Raw genomic sequence first — 22,505 nt, 5'->3', positions numbered from 1 at the left:
AAGACAATACTAGTGTACTTGGGTACTACTTTCGAAGTAACAGAGCAAGGGCAAGTCTATCCTTGATATTTAATTGAGAATAAATAGCCGTCGCATGCGCTTTTACCGTACGAACAGTAATATTTAATTTTTCAGCGACCTCTTTGTGAGAATCACCTTGTGAGAGTAAAATAGCCACTTCAGCCTCACGATGGCTCAGGTATTCAAGTGGATTTGTCGCTTTTTTAGGCATCATAGGGAGTTCTTGAATCATCAAGTTAATGTATTCTGGTGATAACCAAACATTGCCTTCTTGTATTGCCTGGCATGCGGAGATTAAGTAAGACTCATGCATCATCGTATTACCATACCCTTTAGCACCCAAGCTTAACACTAAACGCGCTTGTTCAAACGTTGGCGTTGTAGAAAGTACCATTACATGTAAAGCAAAAAGTCTTTTTTTTTGTTCCTCATTTAGTTGGCATAAAATATCATCATGAATCATAACCAGAGAATCATTCCCTAACGTAGCAGGAAGTGATTCTCTACAAATAGGGTGGAATACAGATAAAATAGTTGACCATCTTTTTTGTAAAAGTGTATTTTTTGAAATAATATAAAGTGTCATTTTATCGCTCCGTAAACATGTATTGTTTCGCTTTTAAAATCGGCTTTAAGATGTATTGCATAACTGTTTTTTTACCTGTAATAATATCTACATTGAGTGTCATACCCGGTGTAATATTGAGTGGTTTTGCTTCTGTTCCAAAATATTTTTTATCCGTTTGAACCCTCACAATGTAATAGGTATTATCGCGTTTGTCCGTCATAGAATCTGGGCTGATAGTCACTACTTTACCTTTGAGTGAACCGTAAATGGCGAAATCATATGCGGTTACTTTGACAATCGCTTCTTGTCCAGGGTATAAAAATGCGATATCTGAAGGTTTTACCTTAACTTCCGCCAAAAGACCATCTTCCGTTGGAACAATTTCTATCAGATTATCACCTGGTTTGATAACACCACCAATGGTATTGACATAAATTTTTTGAACAACCCCATTAATAGGTGACTTGATTGTTGTTCGAACCACTTGGTCTGCATAGGAAGCACTCTCTGCGGTAATACGGTTAAATTCCGTTTGAGCGTCATTGAGCTCTAATTGAGCTTTTGTTGTAAATTCAGAACGCACTTCTTGCATCTTATTTTCGATTTCAGAGATAGCTGCATCCAGTCGTGGCATAGAAGCGATCATTCCATTGCAACGCTCTTCTAACGTGCTTAGTTCTCTTTGAAGCTTTAAAAAATCTACTTTTGATTTAACGCCCTGCTCTACCAAAGGTGCAGAAATTCTAACCTCTTCCTTAATATAAGAGAGTGCTTTTTTTTGCTCTGTAATTCGTCCTTGAGTTTCTAATTTATCATTTTTCTTTTGCACATATTGCTCATTAAGTCCTGAAAGTTGTGCATTAAGACGTTCACGATTTGACGTAAAAAGATTTCTCTCCTGCAAAATCTGTTCAGGAATTTCTTTCATATCCTCAGGTGAAGGCATAAACGCCGTGTTCGTAATTTCAGCTTTCAGACGCACCATTTTTGCTCGAAGTTGCGCCGCTTTATAGCCCATACTTTCATACGTAGAAGCTGATTTAAGGTTGTTGACTTTGAGCAAAACTTGATCTACTTTAACCGTTTCACCCTCTTTGACTAAAATATCCTCTAAAATACCACCTTCCAAATGTTGAATCATTTGGTTTTCACCACCAGGAACAACTTTACCCTCGCCTCTAACAATCTCATCAATCGGAGAAAAAGAAGCCCAGATTAAAAAGAGTGTCACACTAAAAACCCAAAAAAAGATCACCCAACGAAACTGTTTAGGATTTTCTTCTAAAACAGCAGCCGAAAGACTGCGCATAAATGCATAGTCACGAGCATCAAATGAAAATATTTTTTTACTCATAGACTTTTTCCTGATAATTTTGCTAAAACCTCGTTTTTAGGACCATCCAGATAAATTTGTCCTTCGTGCATAACAATAATACGATCAACAAGTTCTAAAAGAGTATTTTTTTGTGTTACAAAAATGGCTGTTTTATCCTCAATATAACTTTTTAGATTGACAATCAGTCGTGCTTCACTGAGCTGATCCATTGCATTGGTTGGTTCATCCATTAAAACAATAGGAGATTCAAATAAAATAGCTCGTGCAATACCAATGCTTTGCCGTTGTCCTCCAGAAAGCCCCATTCCTCGCTCTCCAATAAGCATTTCATACCCTAAAGGATGTCTTTTAATAAATTCATCTGCTCCTGAAATCATGGAAGCACGTAACATCTGCTCATCTCCAACGCGAGACGAACGATAAACAATATTGTCTTTAGCACTACCCTTAAAAAGGTTAATATCTTGGGAAACATAAGAGATATTTTTGCGCAAATCAATAGGATCAATTTGATTAATATCAATGCCATCTAAAAAGACTGAGCCGCTTTGTGGCTCATAAAGATGAAGCAAAAGTTTTGCAATCGTGCTTTTACCCGAACCTATACGTCCAATAATGGCAACTTTTTCTTTAGATTTGATAGTGAAAGAGACGTTTTTCAAAGATTGATGCTCATTGGCATCGTATGAAAAAGTGACATTACGGAATTCTATCTCACCTTGCAAAGCTGGACGTGTGATAAACTTCTTTCCATTGGGACGCTCAGAGGGTTGAGAAATGATGTTGTTGATCACATCATAGGCAGATTTTGCATCTGAATAATTTGCGATTAAAGATGCAGCTTGTCCCATAGGGGCAACGGTTCGTGAAGAGATAATAATAATACCAATAAGCCCTCCCATTGACAAATCATGTTGTCCGATGAGATAAACCCCCACAATAACAAGTAAAACAGTGGTTAATTGAACTAAAAAGCCTGTGATCGTTGAAATAGAAGTTGAAATCATACGAGATCTCAAACTTTTTTGAGCAATTTCTCCCGTAGCTTCTTCCCATGCCCACTGCATGTGACCTGTGACACCTAGTGTTTTAAGTGTTTCAATGTTTTGAAGGGTCTCTACCAAAATAGAACTCTTAGCAGCAGCAGCTTTGTGAGATTCCTCAATACTTTCACGTAACATATGACGCATAAAAAAAGTATATCCTAAAATAACAATCATCATAAGAAGCGGTACAATGACCATCCAACCACCAATATAGCCTATAACACATAAGAAAAGAAGAGCAAAAGGCATATCTACAAGAACTGTCAATGTTGCATTGGTTAAAAAAGAGCGAATCATATCAAAATCTTTAAGGTTACTGGCAAACGAACCAACTGATTTTGGATGCGAAGCCATTTGAAGGTCGAGCACTTTTTCAAAAACAATAGAAGACATGATAACATCGCTTTTTTTACCAGCACGTTCTAACAAAATCGCTCTGGCAAACTTCAAAAATGTATCCAACGTATAGACCACTAAAACACCTGATGCAAATACCCAAAGCGTTTCCGTTGCATTGTTAGGAATAACCCTATCATAAACACTCATCGTAAACAATGGGCTGATCAATACAAAAAGATTAATCAAAACTGTAGCATATAAAACATCCCGATAAAACCCTGTCGAAAGTTTCAATGTGTCCCAAAACCAATGGTTATTTTTCACATTAAGTGTCAATGAGTCATGCTCATCATAAACAAAAGGTCTCTTGATTAGAAAAGCAAAACCCGTATACTCTGACGTTAATGCTTCAGTAGAAATAACCTCTTCAATGGCTTCAATGCCCGGTAAAACAATTTTACATGTTGTGTGATCCTCATTGAAGGAGTGTAAAATGCATGCCTGAGAATTTTTAAGTAGTAAAATAATTGGCAACTGCAAAGGAGAGATATCTGAAATTTTCTTCGCTACAAGTGTGCTTTTCAAGCCAGCTCTGCTCGCTGCACGCGCAAAAAGCCCTTTAGATTGCTTGAGATTGTACAAGCCTTGCGTCTCTTCATTAGGAGAAAGAGGCAAGCCTGCCATCAATGCTTCAGCACTAAAAGGCTTATGGTAAAGTTGTGTAAAAAGTACCAGGCATTGAAGCAAAGGATCGATTGAAAATGCCAATCCTTGAGGATCCTCTATCCTTTGCTCGCCACCATTATCATTATCGTTTGGCCCCATCATCAAATAACCTTTTATTCGTTTGTATCACGCTTTTCGAAAAGAAGTGTACCAAGATTACTGTCATGGTCTAATTTTCCATCCACAACATCGAGTCTGACACGCTTTGTATAATCTAGAGCTTTTGAACCAAGAATGTTTTGTACCATTGTGCCCATCGCATCTAAAATACGATAATTGGCAAAGAGTAGATCATTTTGAGCTTTAATAACTTGTGTACGAGCGGAAACATAGTCATTTTGTGCTACGAGAAGATCGAGCAATGTTCTACGACCTAAGTCATACTCTTGTTGATAAAGTTCAAGCGTTTTAGCACTCGTTTTAGCATATTTTTGAAGGAAGTCAAGTTGTTGTGTTATATAAGTTTTAGCGCTCCATGAAAGTCTGCCTTGTTCATCAAGTTTTCGAACAACATCACGTTTATTGTCTTGCTCACGTGAAATTTGTGTCATACTTTTTGCAATTTGTGCTTCATCAGCGCCACCACGGTAAAGATTATATGAAATCTTAATTCCAACTGCGCTTCTTTCATCTTTGCCAGGAAGTCCACCAATATCATCTGCCCAGCTTTTTCGAGCATACGCATCAATTTTTGGATAGTAGTTTTTATACGCTGCTGAACGTTGTGCCTCTGCTGCTTTTATATTATAGTGACTTACTAAAACAGAAGGATTGTACAGGCGAGCAAACTCTTTCATTTCATCTTCACTCGCAGGAAGTGTTCCTGAAAAAGAGATCTTTTCTAACTCTTCTGCTTTGACATAACGACCCAATACACGCTCAAGGTTAAACTGCGCATCTTCAAGGTTGTTTTGAGCAACAATATAATTAGATTTTGCGAGAGACAAAGAGGTATCTATCTTCTCAAACTCAGAACGTGTTGTTGAACCTGAGTCAAATAGTTTTTTGACTTTACGAAAAATTTCTTCATGAAAAGCAACACTCTCTTTTGCAATCACCAATGTGTCTCGCGCTTTAAGAGTTGCAATGTATAGATTGATAAAACTATAAGCAACATCATTGGCATTTTCAATGTAATTATTTGCTGCTGCCAAAATACGTGCTTTTTGATAATCTGCTTCGTAAATTGTTCCAAACCCATTAAAAAGATTTTGAGTGAGTTGCAAAGAATGTTCATAACTATATAAAGAACGACTCTCAAAATTTGTTGAGGGGCTCTCTGTCTTTGCTTTTTCAAAATCTCCTGCGTAATCAAGAGAGGGAAGATATTGTGACTCAGTGATACGAAGATCCTCAAGTGTAGATTGATAATTATGTAATCTCTCTTGAACAACAGGATGTGTTGCAAGAACTTCATCAACACCTTCTTGAAGCGTTAAAGCATTGAGCGTACTTGCTCCTGCAAAACAAAAAGGAATTACCATAAGACGAACAAGTCTCTTTTTTGAACTACCTAACATGTCAACCTCCATTATATTATTTTTGTACAACACTGCTTGATATACAAAATTATTGCATATCAACCAGTCTTTAATGCCTGTACATTGAAGTACATCTGAAGCAGATACAATTGTGACACCATATACTTTCTTCAAATAATTATATAAAGGAAAAACCACATTCTGGTCACATTATATTATAAATTCTTTACTATGTATGATTTAAGTTAAAACTTGCTAAATTTAAATTATGAAAGCATCAAATTCACCATTTAGCGCCGAAATCAAAAGAGCAACAGAGGGAAGAAGAAAAAAAATTATATTGGTCATTCATGCCGTATGCTTTTTGGTCTTTCTTACCCATATTATTTTGGATACCTACTATCAGAATTACCAAATCATCCCATTAACAATAATAATGTTTGCGCTCGTTGCTTTATCTTTTTTCATGTTTTATCGAAAAGGTAAATATGATCTTGCTTCGTATACTATATTAACCGTACTCTCTATAGAAACGATTGCCGTTGTCTTTATTTTTCACTTTGATGATTATACGCCTGGGTTTATATTTCCTTTTATATTGTGTATTTTTTCTCTTTTTAGTTGGAAAAGAGGACTAATTTTTAGCGGCATATTTTTACTTATTTTAGCTCTACTACTCTTTTTCTATCATATGTACGATCAAAACGCTTTTGCTATGAGCACTTTTTTATACAATAATGAGGCTATTTTAAATTTTTTATCTATTTTAGCTATTGTGTTTGTCTTTGCTATTTATTATGAAACCACTCGTATTGATGCCTATAAAAGACTTATTAACTCCAATTACAAAAAAGATTTACTCTACAATGAGATACATCATAGAGTCAAAAATAATTTAAATCTGGTCTCTTCTATTCTTGCTATCCAAGCAGATAAAGAAGATGCAAAAACTAAAAATGCTATTCAAGCAAGCAAAAATAGAATAGATGCCATGGCGATGGTTCATTCAATGCTTTACGTCTCTAATGATCTTGAAAAAGTGAATGCTAAGCGCTTTATAGAAAAATTATATTTAAATATCCAAAGCACCATTAGTGACCGTGTCAAAATCGTCTTTAAATCTCAAGAAATAGAGCTTTCCCTTAATGAAGTCATTCCTATAGGCTTAATTGTCAATGAATTGGTAACCAACAGTTTTAAATATGCATTTAAAGATATCAAAAATCCAAAAATAATTATTGTGTTTAAACAGTCATAAGAACAACATTTTATTAACATATTTTGATAATGGTATAGGATACAATCAAAAAGATACGCAAAATTTTGGTCTAAAATTGGTCGATTTAAACGTTAAGCAATTAAAAGGTACTCTCAAAATCTCTCATAACCATGGATTATGCTACAAAATAATATATAAGAGAAACTCGCATGTATAGAATATTGATTGTTGAAGATGAATTAATCGCAGCAGAATATCTTAAAATGATTTTGGAGAAAAAGGGCTGGAGCGTTGTTGATATTGTTGATAATGGAGTAGATGCCTTAGAGAGTATTCGCAAATACAATCCTCATTTAGTTTTAATGGACATCATGATTAAAGGTCCAAAAAGTGGCTGTGAAGTCGCTATTGATATTCGAAATATTAGCAACTGTTCCATAGTCTTTATGACAGCCTATGCCGATGATGAGATGATAAGCTATGCGATGGATGCAAAAGCAGATGGTTATATTATCAAACCTTACAATGAAAGAGAAATTGTCGCAATTATTTCACTCTTAAGTGCCAAACAAAATCATCTCAATGGAACTAAAATCAGTAAAATTGTAGGGGGATTTTATTTTAATCACGAAACAAATTTATTGTATAAAAGTGGTGAAATCATCAAACTTGGGTCCAATGCATTAAAACTCATTCAGACACTTTGCGATCATAAAAATAGTTGTGTAAGCTACGAACAACTCTACATGACCCTTTGGCACGATGAGATCAATCTCAAAAAACTTCAAATGGTGATCTATCGAATCAGAGAAATCTGTGAAGCTGATTTTTTTGAAAACATCAATGGCATTGGCTATCAAATAAAAATTGACTATAAATAATTACATTTTGTGCCCATGTAACTTGCCGCTTTTATTCTACCCTTTCTTTGACTTTTTCTTCGCTATAGATTCGCTCATACAATAGTGCTATCATCGCCTTATTCATCCGATTGATCTGCGACATTGTATGCAACGTGATGGCATGTTCTTTTTGCGTCAAAACAGTATTGACTAATTTTGTGCCTAAGGTATGGAGTCTGTGATGCAGAGAGTCGATTTTTTTAAACCACACTTCTTCATTGTACGTTCCCCGCATTTCACGATCAAACCATAAACCAAAACGACATAAATGCTCATTGAGAAGAGGAGGATTACCATAGCCTTCTTGAATATAATTTTTAAGAGATTTAACCCATGCATTGTGCTCTACTGCTGCGAACAACCATTGCATTGAGTCTGAATTTGGCACACGATTTTGCCAAGCCATCCAACGGACATCTGGTTTCCATTCCTCTACCCAAAATAAAAATTCTTGTGAAGGCATTGGCTCTGCAATTCCATATCCTTGGGCAAACTCACATCCTAACGCCAAAAGACAAAGACCATGTTCAATCGATTCAACGCCTTCTGCAATAACATCTTTTCGAAAGGCTCTTGCTAAACCAAGTACCCCTTCAATAATGGCAAGATCATCAGGATCATCAAGCATATCGTGAATAAAACTTTGATCGATTTTAAGTGTTCTAGCCGGTAAACGTTTTAAATACGTTAATGAAGAATAGCCTGTCCCAAAGTCATCCAATGCAAAATGCACCCCTAAAGCATGGCAACTTTGCATAATGGCAGAGACATGAACAATATCTTCAACAGCACTTGTTTCTAAAATTTCGATTTCTAAGAGGCTAGGATCAACATCACGATGCGCTTCAAGTATAGCTTTAAAACGCGTCATAAAATCATTTTGTTGCAGTTGATATGCGCTGATATTAATGCTAATGGGAAGATTGAGCCCGATTTTTTGCCATTGGCTTATTTGTAATAATGCAGAGTGAATCACCCATTCGCCTATTTCAATACTCAGAGAATGATTTTCCAAAAAGGGTAAAAATGAGAGTGGCATCACCAAACCTTTTTGTGGATGCTCCCACCGTATGAGAGCCTCAACACCTACAATTTTTCCTGTTTTCATATTGACTTTTGGCTGATAATAGAGTACAAATTCTTTATGAATAAGCGCATTGGCTACGTCAAAGAAATAATCACGTTGTGCTTGCAAAGAGACATTTTGATCCAAATCAAAGAAACGATAACTATTTTTACCAGACTGCTTTGCTAAATACATCGCTTGATCGGCATGGCGCATTAACTGATCGGCACTGGCACCATCTTGTGGATAAAAGGTTACTCCAATACTGGACGAAACTTGTACGGAAATATCATTGATGATAACGGGCATATTGGTTACATGTAATAAACGTTCCAAAATAAGTTCACATAGTTTGACTTCTTTTATATCGTTGAGAACGATCACAAACTCATCACCACCAATACGCGATAAGGTATCCCCTTCGCGCAAAATTTGCTCCATGCGCCCCGCAAGCGTTACGAGAAGAATATCGCCTATATGATGTCCATAGGTATCGTTAATGCTTTTAAACCCATCAAGGTCAAGATAGATAATGGCTAATGAACGATTATGGCGATTTGATTGCGCCATCGCTTGCTGTAATCTATCCGCTAATAAAACGCGATTAGGAAGATTGGTTAATGTATCATAGTGTGCAATACGCTCCAATTTATCCGAAAGTTTTTTTTCTTCCTGATGCACTTCTTCAAGGGAATGAATCCTCTCTTGGATTGTATTTGCCATCGCATTAAAGGCACATGCAAGTTCTGCTGTCTCTTGGTCTCCACTAAGTTCTAGTCTTTTACTGTAATCACCCTGTGCGATTGCATTAGCACTCTGCATTAACTTTGTTAAATTGCGAATAATCCATCGATTCAGGGTAATCAGTAACAGTGCCGAGAAAAAGATTTCAATGAGGGCAATGCCAATACTTTTTAAGATCATTGAGTCTCGCGCCTGAGAATAAAAAAGAGTCGATAATCCAATACGAACCGAGCCCAATTTTTGACCTGATACGACAATGTCAATGCTTGTATCATAACGTCCATTGAGAAGGGAGCTTTGACCAAAAGGCTTCGTGTTGATAGGTGGAAGTTCTTGATCTAAAGACCAACCAACACTTGCAATAGGCTGAGCTTGAGTGTTAAGTGCGACGAGGTAATTGATACTTTGAACCTGTTGGGATTCTTCTAAAACAGACTGAATGGTGGCATAGTCCATCTGTAACCAAGGGGCGATTAAAGCGCTTTGTAAAAGTGTTTTTTGCGTTTCCAATCGCATGCTGGTTTGCACCAATAAGCTTTCACTTAACTGTTGAACATTTCTATAGACCAATACCGAAAGCATAAGGCTTTCAATACACAAGCTTGCAACGAGCCATTTCCAAGAGAGAGATACCTTCATGCGTCTTTAATGATCCAATCTCTTTAATGTTTTGTTGGCAATACCGTTTAAATCTTCTAATGCATCAGGCGTGAGCATTTTAAATGCCTCTAATTGTGTCGCTTCCAAATGTTTTAAACCCTCAGGGCTCTTCGAAAATGCACTCAAAGCTTTGCCCCACTCTTCTACGCTCACACCATTAGACTCTTTTGCTAGAAAAATTCTACTTGGTCGTGCAGGGCTATGGTACAAAATCGTGACGTGGGATCGAAGTTCATCCGTGAGCTTTAAATAATTAGGCAAAGACATAATCGCCAAATCCACTTCGTCCCTCACCAAAATAGTTGCCAAACTATCCGATGCACTAATATAATAGACATAATTTAGATCATGATCTTCATGCAAACCTTGACTCTCAAGCCACTCTTCTGCACAAAGAGTTGCAAAAGAAACAGGATCTTGTCCTGCGACTCTTAAAGGTTTTGGCGCTTTGATAAGCACATCTTGAGAACGACTTAAAATAATCGTTTCAAGCCCTTTCGTATAAGTCATCAAAGGCACATACGAAGCGAGTCTTTGCGCCAAAAGTGCTAAATTAGGAGACGTCAAAATCATATCATACGACTCACCTTGATTGCATTTTTTAGAAAACTCACTAAAACTTTTGGCTGTCATAATTTGAACAGGTCTATGAAAATACGCTTCTAAAAAGAGTTTTAAATCTTGATGCGATTCAAAGATAATCCTTGGAGAGGAGTGAGGCGCAATCCCAACACGAAGAGGTACATTACTCAAATCTTGAGCTGAACTAAAACTAAATGTTACAAAAAGAATCAAAAAAGTGCGAATAAAAGACATACTAAAACCATTCTATAGAATTTGTTATATAGATTTTATCCAATAAATCCTTAAAATGTCACACGTTAATTACATGTATCTCATAGGCAGTTTAGTTCCGTAACAAAAAAATTTGAATGCAATCATGAAAGTGTATTTGCCAAAACAGCTTTACATGTAAAGAGAATAGTGTTAGAGTTTATTGTTTGTTAGAAGTTCATTAATGAAAGGATTGAGCAAGGTTTCACCGCGCAGTGCGAAGAGTTGTACCTCTTTGAAGTAGTAGTCCGATTGCCCGTAAAGGCGGTATTCATACGCACCAAAGCCATATCCCATCGGGGTGATTTCCACGCGTGAGTACCATGCGTTTTTCGCTAAAATGTAGCGATTGGTATCTTGTGCATAGACCCACACGACAATTTTCTCGTGATCTTTTTGGCGCTCTAGCCACAGGAGAACATTGCCAATGTCATTAAAAAAGTATGTATCGCCATTGGGTAAAACCGCTTGTGCGGAATTAAACAGCTCTTTGATAGGAAGCTTACTCTCCGAGCAAAGGTACTGATCTAACACAATTTCCAAAGGCTCTTTTTGCATATTGCCATGACGTACTAGAACACGCGTATCGCTAATGTCCATCGTTACAATCAGCAGTGCGACAACCCCTAAAAGTAACAAGGTTGCAAAGCTAGATTTCATCATAGCAGTACACCCGTCATAAGGTAGTAACGCACCACGTAAAAACTACACACAATCGCAGTAATGATGAGGCAAATAGAAGAGTATTTGAGCAGATGCACATACGATTTTTTCGTAATTCGCTCAATCAAAAACGGCATAATCCCAAAGAAAATTCCCAAAAAGAGCGAACCCCAAATGAGATACCCGATGTAGTAATACTCCTTTTGAAGCATGCAGTACGGACATTTGTGATTGGGCATTTCGTAGATGTAAAGCCCGAAAAAATAGGTGATGGCGTAATACGCGATGAATAAAAAAAGCAGATTACATGTAAAGCTTGCCATCGTCTGTTTGAGAAAGTTTAGAAGTAAAATCGAACCCAAGAGAAGGTAAAAGAAAAGGACTAACAGTGTTTGCGTATAACCAAAAGGCAGTCTGGGCGCTTGAAACACCACCGAACAGCAAAAGACAGGAACGGTTAAAGGAATGTTGGAAAAGTAGAGAAGCTCCAGTACAAATTCTCCCAAAACACCGACAAACAGCAGTGTAAACAGAAGGTATTTGCGCTTTAAATAGGGAAACGTGATGGAAGAAAGGTCCAGCTTATTGACAATCAACCAGAGTCCAAAACCAAAAATGAGCAGTAATTTTAACAGCAAAAGCGCATTGCCATAATGGTTTGAGCCCACAACACCTGCTGAGCACATCGCACCTGGCACGATGCCTGAGAGAGCATTGAGCGATTGGATGAAAAAGAGGAATAAAATCACTTTACATGTAACAGTAAAATAAAGAATTGTATTGACCAGATAGTTCTTTTTCTCAAGCGCGTATTGTAACGGTGTGGTCGCGTTAAAATCCCAATGGCGCACAATACTTACAATGTTCACCTGCGAAATGGCCATTAACACAATGAGAACAAGCTCGATCAGTAAAAAAACGATGATCTCATTGGATAAAAAGATACTCATTCCACCAGCTCACCATCGCGCATATGCACGTATCTGTCGATGCACTCAAGGTCGTCAAACAAAATATCGTGTGTGGCGATGATGACCGTTTTATGAAGCGCTTTAAATTTTTTCAAAATCTCAATGAACATGAGTGAATTTTCTTTGTCCAAATTCGCCGTTGGCTCATCGGCTAAGATGATTTCAGGGTTCATGACAACAGCGCGTGCAATCGCACAACGTTGTCTCTCACCACCACTGAGACTGCCCACTTTTTGATCTTTTTTGTGTTCAATATTGGCAAGGCTCATCGCACGATTTATGCTCTCATGGATCGCCTCTTTACTCAAAGACGTCAACGACAAAGGGGCTAAAATGTTCTGATAAACGCTGAGACCTTCTAAAAGGTTGAACGACTGAAAGATAAAACCAATCTCTTTATGACGAAAGGCAGAGCTCATGATGTCAGGCAACTTAGCGATGTTCTGCTCATGAATCAAAATCTCCCCTTCGCTGGGTTTACTTAGCCCGCCGATGAGTGAAAGTAGCGTACTTTTACCACTGCCACTCACCCCTTTTAAGATGACGATTTGTCCATCGTCGATGCTTAAGTTGATATTTTTAAGTGCTGAAAAGGCGTTGGGTTTGCCCAGGTTATAGAGTTTATGCAGGTTTTTAATGACAATGTTACTCATGATTTCACCGCCTCACTCATGTCGCTGATGGCGATTTTCCATGCAGGTAAAATGACAAATGCCAAGAACGGAATCACGCCAAAAAGGAAGATCAAAAAGAGCAGATTCAGATCGACCACAGGGGTGAGCAAGACGCTGTTTTCAAGCTCGCTTCCAAGAAAAATATTGCGCAGATAAGGCGCATTGAAGACAAAAACATAAACATACGCCAGCGCCACACCCAAAAGATAAGCACTGATCGAAACCACGGCATTTTGAATGAATTTGAGCGCGATAATGTCTTTAATGCAAAAACCAAGACTGCGCAAAATCGCAATCTCTTTTTTCTTCTCACCATAAACCAACCCGACCTGATTTTTAAGCAGAATGAAAAACGAAACCATTGCAATCACGTAGAGAATCATAAAAATGCCCCCTTTGTAGTAGTACAAATGGCGCACGGCACCGATGGCATCGGCTTGCGAAGTGGCTTTGACACTGGGGTAAAGCTCGACAATTTTGAGTGCGATTTCGCTCACTTCATTTGGATTGGGAACGGTGACATAGAGCTTTGAGTACTCATCCATCTCCATGCCCAAAACAGCACGCGCCGTGTTGGGATTGAGATAAATCGCATCATTGGAGATAATGTTGGTGCCTTTGGGAGCAATTTTATCGATTTTGACGGCGATCATGCGCTCTTCGTTGAGAAAATGAAACACATCTTTATAGTAAAGCTCCGCCATCTCTTTTTGCACGCCCTGCCCGATGACCATCTCATCTTTAGCCAAATGAGCATCGCCAATGACGTGAAACCACACCCGTTTTTGCGCAAAATAATAGTACCCGTCCACAACGCCCTCGACGTTGCTCACTCCCGTGATCTGCGTAATATCATAGACATAACCATCGTGCATCTCATACGCACGCCCCGCTCTGGTGTTTTCGACCACAATCTGCGGATGTGATTTGATACTTTGAATCAGATCGTATTGCAGCGAATCAGAGATAAAGAGCACCGAACTTAAAATAAAGACAATAAAAGAGAAGATCAAAAAGCTAAAAAGATGATCATTGCGGTCTTTAAAGAGCAGTAAAATCGCATACTCTATAAAATTTTTACTGGGCATACACAAACCTTTGATACGCAGGTGTTGGAAAGCTCAAAGAAGCTTTGGTATCTTTTACATGTAAAGAGAGTACTTCAATCTCTTCGGCTTTTTGCTGACTTGGATAATGCAATGCATGCACCACCAACACCAGATAAATGATGGAGAAAGAGGCGGCAAGCATTGCTAAAAATTTCATAGGTTTTTGACCATCATTTCGGTAATTTCTTCAAAAGGAAGCACCTTTTGACCATCATGGTCATGTGCAAAACCAAGCGCTTCTTCTTGCGTGGCAAAAGGGATTAGTTCACTGCCCATTGGTCCATACACATTCGAGCCTTGGACGTAAAACGCTTTGGTGGCTTCGAGTTTTAAAAGCTTGTAATAATCACTCACAAAAAGCTTCTCCGCACTGATCTTTTGCGCAAAATAGTACTTCATCATATCTTTCACGCCATCAAAATAGTACGTTTTTTCACCCTCAATCATCGCAACCCATTGCGGGTATTTGGCAACAAACATGCCACACACGGGGCATTTGGCATCTTGAGGTACTTCGATTTTAGCACTTGACGCTAATTTGGAAGGTGTTGGTTTGGCAAAATCTTTGGGAAAATCCTCTGCCGCAACCGCATACGCTTGCTCAAAATTCATGATTTTACCGCCATTGTCTGTGGCAAACGTCTGTGCGTCTTTTTCGCTTCCAAAGGCGTAACTGCTCGTGCGCGTCATCGTACCTCGCACTTTACTCCCCACAACGTAAAACGCTTTTTTCACATCAATGAGCTCTAGCGTGATCGTATCGACCACTTTGGCATCTTCGGGGATTACCCCTTGGGTCGCTTCATAAAGGCAGTGAATGGAGCAATACTGATGGTTGGCGTGGGTGTGACTGGTTTTGTAAAACTTGACCAAATGCATCCCACAATTCGGACACGCGTATTTGTCATTTCCAGATTGGATAAGGGTTGCATTGACTTCAGGAACGGTTTGAAACATCTGCGCATAGGAAATATTGAGTAAAATAGATAAAATGAAAACCGCTCGTAACATCATCTGTTCTTCCTTACATGTAAACTTATTTTTTGGTTATTTTCTCTAAGAGTTGAGCATTTTCACAACCGACTTGAAGTCCTTTGTCACAGGTACCTTTAAAGAGCTCTTTGGCTTTTGCGTTATCCACGCTTACCCCTTTACCCTCTGCGTATAAAATACCAAGATTGTTACAGCTTTGATCGTAACCGCTCTTGCAGGCTTTTTCGTATAATTCACTTGATTTTTTATAATCTTGCGCAACCCCTTTTCCTGCTGCGTATAAAAGCCCTAGATTATCGCATCCTACCGCCACATTACCATCGCAGGTTTTTTGGTAGTATTCACTTGCTTTTTTATAATCTTGTGTCACCCCTTTTCCACCAGCATACAGGAAGCCTAGGTTATTGCATCCCATCAAATCTTCATTCTTACACGCTTTGGTGTACAGTTCTGCCGCTTTGGTATAGCTTTGTTTGACACCCGCGCCATTGGCATACAAGAGTCCTAAATTGGTACATCCTTCATTATCCGCACACGATTTTTCATACAGTTCGCTTGCTTTTGTGAAGTCTTGCTTCACACCATCCGTGCCACCTGCATATAAGAGCGCTAGGTTGTAACAAGCAGAAGCAAAGTTGCCATCGCACGCTTTTTCATACAGTTTAACCGCTTTTGTAAAATCTTTGGTGACATTGCCAGTACCTTCAGCATAAAGTACCGCAAGGTTATAACACCCTGAAGCTTTGCCTTCATTGCACGCTTTGTCGTAAATTTCAACCAATTTTTGATGATCACCACTCTCTTTGGCTTCTATACCTTCTTTGATAAAACCTGCCTGAGCCATCACGGCACACGCTATTAAGATCAGTAGCTCTTTTTTCATTTTTCTTCCTTTTTAATCCCTGCTGTATTTTCAATTTTTGACAAGATCATATCACGCATCCTTTACATGTAAAACTAAATGCCCTTAACATCTCTACCTTTATACGCTAACGCACAAAGACTAAGAAGCATGATCAACGTATAATAAACAAAACTTGGAACGTCAGGACTTTCACCCGTTGCGGCGTACGAGTGCATACCCGTCAGGTAAAAATTAACCCCAAAATAAGTCATAATGATGGACGTATAACCCAAAAGTGACGCAATGGAAAAGACATAGATGGAGTTCAGTTTTGGGATAAAACGAAGATGTACGATCATGGCATACACAATGATAGAGACAAATGCCCATGTCTCTTTAGGATCCCAACCCCAGTAACGTCCCCATGACTCATTTGCCCAAATTCCCCCAAAGAAGTTTCCAACCGTAAGCATGGAAAGCCCGATGATAAGGCTAATTTCATTGATTGCGGCGATATGCCTGATCTGCTCGTTAATGCGTAACGCATTTTTCTTATTTTTAAAGAGCATCAATACTAAAGCCATTAAACCAAGCAGTGCACCCATGCCCAAAAAGCCATAACTTGCCGTAATCACCGAGACATGAATCGTCAGCCAATACGATTTTAAAACAGGAACTAGATTGGTGATTTGAGGGTTGACAAAACTCATGTGTGCGACCAGCATCACGATGGCAGCGAGTATGGCAGCTGCTGAGAGGGAGAGAATGGATTTGCGAAAGACCATCACACCTGCAAAACTTGCTGACCAACCGATATAGACCATCGACTCATACGAGTCACTCCATGGGGCATGTCCTGAGATATACCACCTCAATGCCAACCCTAATGTATGCACGATAAATCCTGCCAAAAAGAGGTATAGAACACCTTTTTCAAGCTTTGGATAACTTTTACATGTAAAGATGGAAAAGACAGCCAACATGAATGCACCAATGCCAAGCACAAAGTAAAATCCAACAAGTTTTTGGAACAGCCCCATATGGTTATAAAGCACTTCAGCCTGTACGCGTGTATCGCTTGGCAACATATCGCCACTGGTACTGCGTTGATTTTCTTTGAGCTTCGCAAGTGCTATGTTGGCACTCTCCCAGTGGTTATTTGTCACACCGTCTTGAAGCGCTACAAAGTAGTCATTCAGCATGCTTTTAACGTCACTACTAATCATCGGATGGTCAAAGGCGTCATTCGGAGCGATCCATTTATGCGCAGGATCATTGGGAATCGGAATAAATTTAAAAAAGACACCTTTTAACGTAAGGTAAGCGACATTGAGTTTTTCATCAAATTTAATGACATCGGTATCAAAGGTATCCCGTCTTTTTTGCGTTTTTTGATTGGCACTTGCCACCTGTTTTGCCAGTTTATAGTAGCCTTCTGCATCAAACATAGAAGCAAAACTTACATACTCTGTTTCAGGGGGTAGATTGAGCGCTTTTTTAATGTTAGCGTTGGAGAGTTTGATGATAGGAAGCTCTTGCCAAAGAACGGCGTTGGAGCTCATCCCTAAGATCACCTGCTCAGGGCTGAGTCCAAAAAGAGAGCTTTTGCCCGCTATTTTATTGACAATTTCAACCGCTTCGGTGCTAATAGGCTTAATGCGTCCCATATAATCTTGCACCAATAAAGCACTAAACGCTCCATTGGCATGATCACGTGAGTTTTTGCGAAACTGCTCAAGCGAATCGGCGGTATCTGCTTTTAAAAAAGTAGATGAACAAAGAAGTAGCGGTAAGAAAAGGGTCAAAGCGCTTTTTTGAAGGAAAGAGCGCAATTTTAAAAATCGGCTTCCTTTGGTAAAAAAGTTACCGATAAATCCTACGCAAAGCAGTAAATACCCAAAATACGTTGGCCATTTGCCAGGGTCTTTATTGACTTCCAAAATCGTTCCTTTTTCATCGGTATCGTAGGAAGATTGAAAAAAGGTATACCCTTTATAGTGCAAAGGATGATTCATAAAAATGCGGTAAGGCAAGGTGCGCTCTTCTGCTTTATCGTGCACTTCAATCTCGCTGGCATACGAAGAGGGACTTTGTGAGCCAGCATATCGCTCTAGTTGAAAATTAACCAATTTAAGGGCAAAAGGAAGTTCGACCACTTTTGAACCCCAAGCGAGCGCTATTTCAACATTATCAAAATGAAGCAGTGTTGGAGGTTCTATCCACCCTGCTCCACCTTCTATCTTGGCTGTTTTTGTTTTATTATCATAGGTGACTTCCACCATCAGCGTACCAAGTTCCCCTTTGGAGCCTGCATGATAGCTTTTGTAGTTTACATGTAAAGGTTTCCCATCGATTATTTCACGATAGGAAAAGCTATTATTGCCCATTTGCGCTAAGGCTAGCGGATATTCAAAGGATTCTTTCTCTGTTTTAATTTGTAAGTAGGCTTTAACACTGAGCATCTCATTTTCACTGAGTCCCTCTCTGATGTGAATAATGCCCTCATATCCCGTATAACGCGTCAATCCTGCACCAATGAGAATGGCAACAAATGCAAGATGCAAGATAAAAGCACCCAGCTTTTTCCACATTTTATTTTTGTAGATAATCCCTATAAGGGCAAGCGTCAACAAAAGCATCACGGCTTCATACCATGAAGCATCATAGACTAATATTTTGGCGGTTTGGGTGTCGTAAACACTCTCAATAAACGTCGCAACACCCGCACCCAAACCTAAGAGAAATAACATGAAGAGGATAAACTTATACGAAAAAAAGAGTTTTCCTAAAATGCTGATGAACTTCATGCTAAACCTTTAAAATCAAATTGATACATCTTACACGCCAAACGTTTGTCCTGCGTAAATAATAAACATTCTAAGGCACAAAACACCTAAAACACTTGCCAACCCAGAAAGGTAAAACGCCATGTGTGTCGAAGCAATTTTTTTGCCTAAAACAAAGTTGAGAACAAGAGGAAGTCCAAAACCAACTCCCATGACACCGACCCAAAACAACGTTGCATAGATACCACTTTTAAAGGCAACCGTGGTCGTTTGTTGAAACTCATTGCCCACCAATAAAGAGACAAATAACATCGCAATCAACATAATCTCAACTGCCATAATAGGCCATTCAATCGTATGGAGTGTTTTAAGATCAGAGGAGTGCGTATCTTCTTTGAATAGATACGAAGCTACCATACTCGCTGACGCCGTTCCAGCAGAAAGTCCAGAAACCACAAAAAGGGCTGGTAAAATCGCTGTATTTAAGATAGGAAAGCGTACCAAAACTGAAATTAAAAAACCGGTATAAGCACAAATAACGACTGCAAAAATGACGCTTAACACTTCAATGAAAGGGCGAAATCGCGTCAATACAGCCATAATCATCGCAAAATAGCTTACCAGTTGGCTCTTCTTTGCCAGCACCACTGAAATTTCTTTCTCAAACATATAAAGACACATAATGAGTGTTAAGGGAATATAGATCGAAATCGCCATAACACCAATGGACATGACCGATGTGAAATTATAATGAATCAAAATTTTCCAAAAATAGAGTGGTTTTTCAAGATCACCCACCAAAAAGACCATACCAAACGCAATCGTCACAAAGGAGACTAAAGAAGCCGCTTTGAGCAGTGGCGTATCTTCATGTTGTTTTTTATAGAAACGTACCAACAAAGCAACGATCAATGCACCCCCTGAGATACCCGCAAGGAGAAGATACACCGCGATGGGCCATCCCCACTCAACGCCATGTGAAAATCCATGTGTAAAATTAATAGCTCCATTCATATCACACCCCCACCTTTACAACAGGTATGTATCGCAAGCTCGGTTTTGTTCCATACGTCGGCTTCATACGTACCGAATCTTTAACCTGTAAAATTTGGTTGATGTACGCATTTTCATCGTTTAAATCACCAAATACCAGTGCTTTATATTTACAAGCTTCCACACAGCCCGGTGCTTGCCCTTTTGCCAAATTGGTATTGAGGCAGAAATTACAATTCTCCGCTGCTTTTGTTTTTTCATTGATAAAACGAACATCATACGGACACGCTACAATGCAGTATTTACAGGCAATACAATCATCTGGATTCATCGTCACAATGCCTGTTTTGCTATCTCTGTGACATGCTTTACTAGGACACACTGCAACACAGGGCGCATCTTCACACTGCTGACACGAAACACGTACATAGCGTTTTTCCATCGGTGTTGCTGGATCTGTTTTATTTTCAACGTAAAGCCTTACTTGACCTTCAGGTACTGTCAAACGAACTGCTAAACTGGTCAGTAGAAAATGTAATTTGAGAGTTGCATTTTGATTTAAAACCTTAAAGAACCAAGTTAAATTGGTTAAACTCCATTTTCAATTTTTTGGAAAGGAGTTGAATGTTAAAAAAAGGTGAAATTAAAATGATAAAGAAGTTTTTAGCTGAAGGGTTTAGTAAAAGTGCCATTGCTAGAAAGTTAGGTATTTCAAGAGAAACTGTAAGGCGCTATGCCAATCTTCCAGATGATTATATTCCCCATATCAATAGACCTCCTGTGATTAACAGTGTTGATCCTTATTTGCCACATATCGCCAAGATGTTAGAGACGGCAGAGCAGCAGAAAAGTGAAATACCCTTAACCGTCATTTATGAAGAGATTAAGAAGCTTGGATATGATGGAAGTCTAAGGTGGCTTCAACAAGTCATACTAAGATATGAGCTTAGAGCTCGAGCCAAATTAGATGAGCCTATTATACGCTTTGAAACCAAACCAGCCCAGCAGATGCAAGTTGACTGGGTAGAGTTTCCCAAGGATAATTTATCCGCCTTTGTAGCGACGATGGGTTACTCTAGAGCATCTTATGTGGAATACGTTAATAATGAGAAGATTGAGACCTTGATAGGGTGCCATATGAACGCTTTTGCCTACTTTGGTGGTGTTCCAAAAGAGTGTTTATATGACAATATGAAAACTGTCATATTGTCACGAAATGACTATGGTAAAGGTGATCATAGATTCAATCCCTTGTTTGCTGACTTTGCCAAACACTGTGGATTTAGTATCAAAGTATGCAAACCCTATCGCGCTAAAACCAAAGGAAAAGTTGAGAGATTTAACCATTATCTGCGGTATAACTTTCATAATGGATTACGAGTGAGACTCTCTATGAAACATTACACATTAACGCTTGATAATGCAAATGCGGAAGTTCTAAAATGGTTGGACAATACCGCCAATAAACGCATCCACCAAACGACATTACAGATGCCATTTGAGTTGTTAGCACAGGAGCAGTTACAGCTACTTCCTGTGCCTAAAGCCTATCAAGGAATCCACCCTAAAGCTTTGATTGAAAGTGTAGCTAAAAAATATTCCCCAATCAATTCTCACAAAGACTTGGAAATTATATATCCCCAATAGAGACATTCAATGTTACGATGAGTTTATACCCATGGTTGCAAACATCATCCTTCCTGTTGGATTTTATGGTGGTGCATTATGGAGTTAGATACCTCTATCGATGAGTTATGTAAAGAACTCAAGCTCTCTATCATAGGCGAAAAATATCATGATATTGCCAGTATGGCAGCTAAAGAGAATTGGCAATATACACAGTTCTTGGAGGAGGTATTACGAGTGGAAGTAGATAATAGACTAGGAAGGTCTAAAAATATGTTGACCAAACTCGCAGGATTCCCAGTTATTAAGACATTAGAGCAGTTTGATTACACTTTCTCCGTTGGCGTGAACCGTAAACAGATTGAAGAACTCTCAAGCCTAATATTTGTTAAAAAGTATGAGAACATCATCCTCTTAGGTGAAAGTGGTGTGGGTAAAACACATCTTGCTATTGCGCTAGCACTCAAAGCGGTGCAACATCGCTATAAAGTAAGATTTACCACCATAAGTGAGCTTTTAAGTAATGCAAATAGAGCCAAAAAAGAGAAAAAATATGATAGCTTCTTGAAATCTATCGCCTCTCCATCGGTACTTGTCATTGATGAGATTGGATATTTCAATATGAGCAAAGAAGAAGCCAATCACTTTTTTCAAATTATTTCTAAACGCTATGAAAAAAGCTCTACCATTTTTACTTCAAATCTTGTATTTAGTAAATGGGTTCAAGTCTTTGCAGGAGATAAAATCGTTACAACCGCTATATTAGATCGAGTGTTACATCACTCACATATCATCAATATTCAAGGAGATAGCTACCGACTTAAAGAGAAAGAAACAAACAGGAGTTTTACACTCAGAAATCTATAAGTTTGAAGCTAAATCTTCAAACATAGAAGGTCAAAAT

At 38.7% G+C, this 22,505-nt stretch carries 19 protein-coding genes and 1 pseudogene; 4 read left to right on the top strand and 16 right to left on the bottom strand.

What is annotated here, in order from left to right:
• Window positions 1-25: 25 nt before the first annotated feature.
• Genes FA584_RS04495 through FA584_RS04480 form a run of 4 tightly spaced genes read right to left on the bottom strand, consistent with a single transcriptional unit; the run spans window position 26 to window position 5,556 of the window.
• On the bottom strand, window positions 26-607 hold the full coding sequence (locus tag FA584_RS04495; RefSeq protein WP_167750361.1) for a response regulator transcription factor: 582 nt from the start codon (window positions 605-607) through the stop codon (window positions 26-28).
• 1 nt (window position 608) lies between these two features.
• A complete protein-coding gene (locus tag FA584_RS04490) occupies window positions 609-1,943 on the bottom strand; it encodes an HlyD family type I secretion periplasmic adaptor subunit (RefSeq protein WP_167750360.1) in 1,335 nt (444 codons plus the stop codon).
• Window positions 1,940-4,138 carry a type I secretion system permease/ATPase gene (locus FA584_RS04485; protein WP_228448125.1) on the bottom strand — a complete coding sequence of 733 codons (2,199 nt, stop codon included), beginning with the start codon at window positions 4,136-4,138 and terminating at the stop codon, window positions 1,940-1,942. Before FA584_RS04485 ends, FA584_RS04490 begins: the two co-directional genes overlap by 4 nt.
• 11 nt (window positions 4,139-4,149) lie before the next feature.
• Window positions 4,150-5,556, bottom strand: a complete 1,407-nt coding sequence (locus tag FA584_RS04480; RefSeq protein WP_167750359.1) for a TolC family outer membrane protein — start codon at window positions 5,554-5,556, stop codon at window positions 4,150-4,152.
• A 229-nt stretch (window positions 5,557-5,785) separates the two neighbouring features.
• Between FA584_RS04480 and FA584_RS04475 the strand changes: the two genes are divergently transcribed.
• Both FA584_RS04475 and FA584_RS04470 read left to right on the top strand, forming a co-directional pair.
• Window positions 5,786-6,775 carry a sensor histidine kinase gene (locus FA584_RS04475; protein ID WP_167750358.1) on the top strand — a complete coding sequence of 330 codons (990 nt, stop codon included), beginning with the start codon at window positions 5,786-5,788 and terminating at the stop codon, window positions 6,773-6,775.
• 170 nt (window positions 6,776-6,945) lie between these two features.
• Window positions 6,946-7,617, top strand: a complete 672-nt coding sequence (locus FA584_RS04470) for a response regulator (protein WP_167750357.1) — start codon at window positions 6,946-6,948, stop codon at window positions 7,615-7,617.
• A 31-nt stretch (window positions 7,618-7,648) separates the two neighbouring features.
• Here FA584_RS04470 and FA584_RS04465 read toward each other — a convergent pair whose 3' ends face one another.
• From FA584_RS04465 to FA584_RS04410, 12 genes and pseudogenes are all read right to left on the bottom strand, one after another.
• Window positions 7,649-9,976 carry an EAL domain-containing protein gene (locus FA584_RS04465; protein ID WP_167750356.1) on the bottom strand — a complete coding sequence of 776 codons (2,328 nt, stop codon included), beginning with the start codon at window positions 9,974-9,976 and terminating at the stop codon, window positions 7,649-7,651.
• A 117-nt stretch (window positions 9,977-10,093) separates the two neighbouring features.
• Complete coding sequence (locus tag FA584_RS04460; RefSeq protein ID WP_167750355.1) at window positions 10,094-10,924, bottom strand: phosphate/phosphite/phosphonate ABC transporter substrate-binding protein; 831 nt, start codon at window positions 10,922-10,924, stop codon at window positions 10,094-10,096.
• Window positions 10,925-11,095: 171 nt separating this feature from the next.
• Window positions 11,096-11,605, bottom strand: a complete 510-nt coding sequence (locus FA584_RS04455; RefSeq protein ID WP_167750354.1) for a hypothetical protein — start codon at window positions 11,603-11,605, stop codon at window positions 11,096-11,098.
• On the bottom strand, window positions 11,602-12,555 hold the full coding sequence (locus tag FA584_RS04450; RefSeq protein ID WP_167750353.1) for a hypothetical protein: 954 nt from the start codon (window positions 12,553-12,555) through the stop codon (window positions 11,602-11,604). Before FA584_RS04450 ends, FA584_RS04455 begins: the two co-directional genes overlap by 4 nt.
• Window positions 12,552-13,229, bottom strand: coding sequence for an ABC transporter ATP-binding protein (locus tag FA584_RS04445; protein ID WP_167750352.1), 678 nt, complete (start codon window positions 13,227-13,229; stop codon window positions 12,552-12,554). Before FA584_RS04445 ends, FA584_RS04450 begins: the two co-directional genes overlap by 4 nt.
• Window positions 13,226-14,338, bottom strand: a complete 1,113-nt coding sequence (locus FA584_RS04440; protein ID WP_167750351.1) for an ABC transporter permease — start codon at window positions 14,336-14,338, stop codon at window positions 13,226-13,228. The genes FA584_RS04445 and FA584_RS04440 overlap by 4 nt, the downstream gene beginning before the upstream one ends.
• Complete coding sequence (locus tag FA584_RS04435) at window positions 14,328-14,516, bottom strand: hypothetical protein (RefSeq protein ID WP_167750350.1); 189 nt, start codon at window positions 14,514-14,516, stop codon at window positions 14,328-14,330. Before FA584_RS04435 ends, FA584_RS04440 begins: the two co-directional genes overlap by 11 nt.
• Window positions 14,513-15,373: a nitrous oxide reductase accessory protein NosL gene (locus tag FA584_RS04430; RefSeq protein WP_167750349.1), complete on the bottom strand. Its 861-nt coding sequence runs from the start codon at window positions 15,371-15,373 to the stop codon at window positions 14,513-14,515. Before FA584_RS04430 ends, FA584_RS04435 begins: the two co-directional genes overlap by 4 nt.
• 22 nt (window positions 15,374-15,395) lie before the next feature.
• Window positions 15,396-16,235 (bottom strand): SEL1-like repeat protein, encoded by an 840-nt coding sequence (locus FA584_RS04425; protein WP_167750348.1) that lies wholly within the window; start codon window positions 16,233-16,235, stop codon window positions 15,396-15,398.
• Between the two features lie 74 nt (window positions 16,236-16,309).
• Complete coding sequence (locus tag FA584_RS04420; protein WP_167750347.1) at window positions 16,310-19,003, bottom strand: cytochrome c biogenesis protein; 2,694 nt, start codon at window positions 19,001-19,003, stop codon at window positions 16,310-16,312.
• 30 nt (window positions 19,004-19,033) lie between these two features.
• The gene (gene nrfD, locus FA584_RS04415) at window positions 19,034-19,996 is read right to left on the bottom strand and encodes an NrfD/PsrC family molybdoenzyme membrane anchor subunit (protein ID WP_167750346.1); all 963 of its coding nucleotides are present in this window, start codon (window positions 19,994-19,996) and stop codon (window positions 19,034-19,036) included.
• Between the two features lies 1 nt (window position 19,997).
• Window positions 19,998-20,474 (bottom strand): annotated as a pseudogene (locus FA584_RS04410) (4Fe-4S dicluster domain-containing protein); the annotation flags it as partial.
• 125 nt (window positions 20,475-20,599) lie between these two features.
• On the opposite strand from FA584_RS04410, the gene istA reads away from it, so the two are divergent.
• Window positions 20,600-21,622, top strand: a complete 1,023-nt coding sequence (gene istA, locus FA584_RS04405) for an IS21 family transposase (RefSeq protein WP_167750345.1) — start codon at window positions 20,600-20,602, stop codon at window positions 21,620-21,622.
• Window positions 21,623-21,700: 78 nt separating this feature from the next.
• The gene (gene istB / locus FA584_RS04400; RefSeq protein WP_167750344.1) at window positions 21,701-22,468 is read left to right on the top strand and encodes an IS21-like element helper ATPase IstB; all 768 of its coding nucleotides are present in this window, start codon (window positions 21,701-21,703) and stop codon (window positions 22,466-22,468) included.
• Window positions 22,469-22,505: the final 37 nt, after the last annotated feature.

It is taken from the genome of Sulfurospirillum diekertiae, assembly GCF_011769985.2.
In the GTDB taxonomy this organism is placed as follows: Bacteria; Campylobacterota; Campylobacteria; order Campylobacterales; family Sulfurospirillaceae; genus Sulfurospirillum; species Sulfurospirillum diekertiae.
Note: the sequence above shows the minus strand (reverse complement) of the source record. Positions and strands in the feature narration are given on the sequence as shown.